The following is a 2,414-nucleotide window of genomic DNA, read 5'->3' on the forward strand; positions in this document are numbered from 1 at the left end:
TTCCTTCTGAATGCATACCTACTGCGAGAGTTCGCAGTAGGGCCCCAGGGCGCCAGGGCCGTTGCAAAGTCCTGTGAGCTTGTAATCGCGCTGGTCAGGCGATGCCCAGCAGGTCGAGCGGGCGGGTGAAGGGCTCGTAGGAGGCATGCCGGATCCCGGCGGCGATGTTGCGGTGTCCGGCCGCACGGAGGGTGTTGATCGCCAGGTTGCGCAGGGTCGCCATGTTGTCGGGTCCGTGGCCGGTGCGGATCTTCGAGGCGTCCTCGGTGAAGGTGGTGTCGCGGACGAAGTGCAGCCGGTTCTCGATGGTCCACTGCGACCTGGCAAGTTGGCCCAGCCGCTGAGGTGATGCCTGATGCGAGGTCAGGTCGGTGATCGCGTAGACGGTCTGGCGGCTGACCGTGCCGGTCTTGAGGTCAGTGCGGTGGCGCAGGATCCGCACGGCCTGGGCGGCGTGGGGGAAGTCCAGACCGAGATCGCTGACGGTGAGAGCTCTGGTCACCCGGGTTTCCCGGCGGCCGTGGCCGATCTCGCGGTCGTAGCGGCGCGCCGTGACGTCCTTCCACGGCAGCGATCGCAGCCGGCGGTGCAGTTCGGGCTGGTTGGCCTTGACCACCAGCAGGTAGTGCGCCTTCTTCTCGCAGACCAGGAAGCGCGTGGTCGCGCTGGGTGTGCAGGGCATCGGCCGTGACCGTGACCCCCGTCAGGTCGAAAGGCGCCAGTAGCGCGGCGAAGCAGGTGATTTCGTTGGTCTTGTCGGGGACCCGCAGCTGGGTGACGGTTCGGCCGTCGCCGGTCATCGCGGCCAGCAGGTGGGCGGCGGGTGTCTGGCCGCGTCGGGAGCCGCGGGCGGCCTTGCCGTCGATCGCCACCGAGTCCGAGCCAGCAGGATCGGCGCCGGTCAGATCGGCCAAGCCACCAGGGCAGACCAGGCCGACAACCCGCCGGATCGTGGCGGCACTCGGTGCGACGCGCATGCTCAACGCCCCGACGACCCGGGCACCCAGGCGGGCCAGGGCATGCTGCGGTGCGTTCGCGGACCACTGGCCGATGGCCGCATACGAGCGTGCTCCGGGGACCACCGCCGAGGCGGCAACCAGCAGCACCGCCACGAACGGGTGACGCACCCCTCGACGCCGACGCGGATCCGGCAGCAGCCGCAACCGCTCGACCAGCGACAACCCCGCAGTGTCTCCCAGAGTGGGCGACTTGATCAGACAGACGGTGGCAGACTGACGACACATCGAAGCTCCGGTGGTGCGAGGCGACTTGGGAAGGTCACCCCGCTCAACCGGAGCTTCGTTGCGTTCGTGACGGCCCAGCCCGCACTCCTTGGACCCGCTGCGGCCTGCGGACTCACATGATCACCGGGACTTTGCAACGCCCCTGGCAGCCCGGAAATGCGTCTACAAGGCGATCATGTCCCGCGGCCCCACCGGCGACGGCCGCAAACGCTGGATGACCCACTGGAAGGCCCGAACTCAACGCCTTCGAGATCTGCGGCCGGAGCGGCGTGGCGGGGGGCGTGGACGGCGGGGGATGCAGGTTCAGGTGCGGCCGCTCGGGATTGCGGAGGTGCAGGCGTTGAGTACTGCGATCCGGGTGGGTGACGCCGTCCAGCCTTGGAGGGGAGGGCAGGGCAGTAGGGGCGAGGCGTGGTCAGCTGCGGGCGGCGCGGCGGCGGCGTTTGGCTGTCAGCAGGGCTGCGCCGGCGAGCAGGACTGCGGCGGCGCCGGTGAGGAGCCAGGGGAGGCTGCCGCTTCCGCCGGTGGTGGTGGCTAGTTGCAGGGCGGGGTGAGGCGAGGTCGAGAGGAAGGAGGAGGGGGAGTTGGTGGAAACGGCGGCGGGGCTGGGGCCAGCCGCAGCGCTCGTGCTAGGACTCGTGCTCGTGCTCGTGCTCGGGCTCGCAGGGGGCGCCGAGGTGGGCGTGGTGCCCTGGTCCTTGGCGGCTGCGACGGCGCGGCCGTCCGTCAGGAAGGTGTGGACATCGGTCGCGTTGCCGTCCATCGCCTTCTCGGCGGCGGCCTTGAGGTTCGGGCCGCTCTTCGGGTCGGCCAGGATCTGGGTGAGGGCGACGCGCTCGTCGTCCTCACGGGCCTTCACCTGGCCGGCCGTCAGGAACTGGTGGATGTCCGACGGTGACCCCGCCAGCGCCCGCTGGGCCCCGGCGCGCACGCCGGCCTCGGTGTTTCAGCAGGACTGCCAGGCTTGTTGACAGAGTGTGAGATGAAAAGAAGAGGTGCCTTCTGACCTGCTTGGATGCGACTTGCTGAGGGTCGTATCGGGCGGGTCGGAAGGCACCTTTCACGTGCAGGATAGCGAGTGGAGTCGCGGGCTTGCCATGTCCGCCGACGGCAAGGGACAGATCGGGCATGTCGGTGGGATACATCTGCGGCTGCTCGCCGAGCGCACCG

Annotated in this window: 2 protein-coding genes and 1 pseudogene; all 3 read right to left on the bottom strand. The window is 69.4% G+C overall.

The genetic code is table 11. From position 1 onward, the window contains the following. Positions 1 to 94: 94 nt before the first annotated feature. Entirely contained in the window at positions 95 to 682 is a 588-nt protein-coding gene (locus C7C46_RS36370) for an ISAs1 family transposase (RefSeq protein WP_245984336.1), read from the bottom strand. 247 nt (positions 683 to 929) lie between these two features. After that, a pseudogene (locus C7C46_RS36375) lies at positions 930 to 1,244 on the bottom strand (transposase family protein); the annotation flags it as partial. 415 nt (positions 1,245 to 1,659) lie between these two features. Continuing rightward, entirely contained in the window at positions 1,660 to 2,175 is a 516-nt protein-coding gene (locus tag C7C46_RS10510) for an ALF repeat-containing protein (protein WP_110668182.1), read from the bottom strand. Positions 2,176 to 2,414 lie beyond the last annotated feature (239 nt).

The organism is Streptomyces tateyamensis, from assembly GCF_003205575.1.
In the GTDB taxonomy this organism is placed as follows: domain Bacteria; phylum Actinomycetota; class Actinomycetes; order Streptomycetales; family Streptomycetaceae; genus Kitasatospora; species Kitasatospora tateyamensis.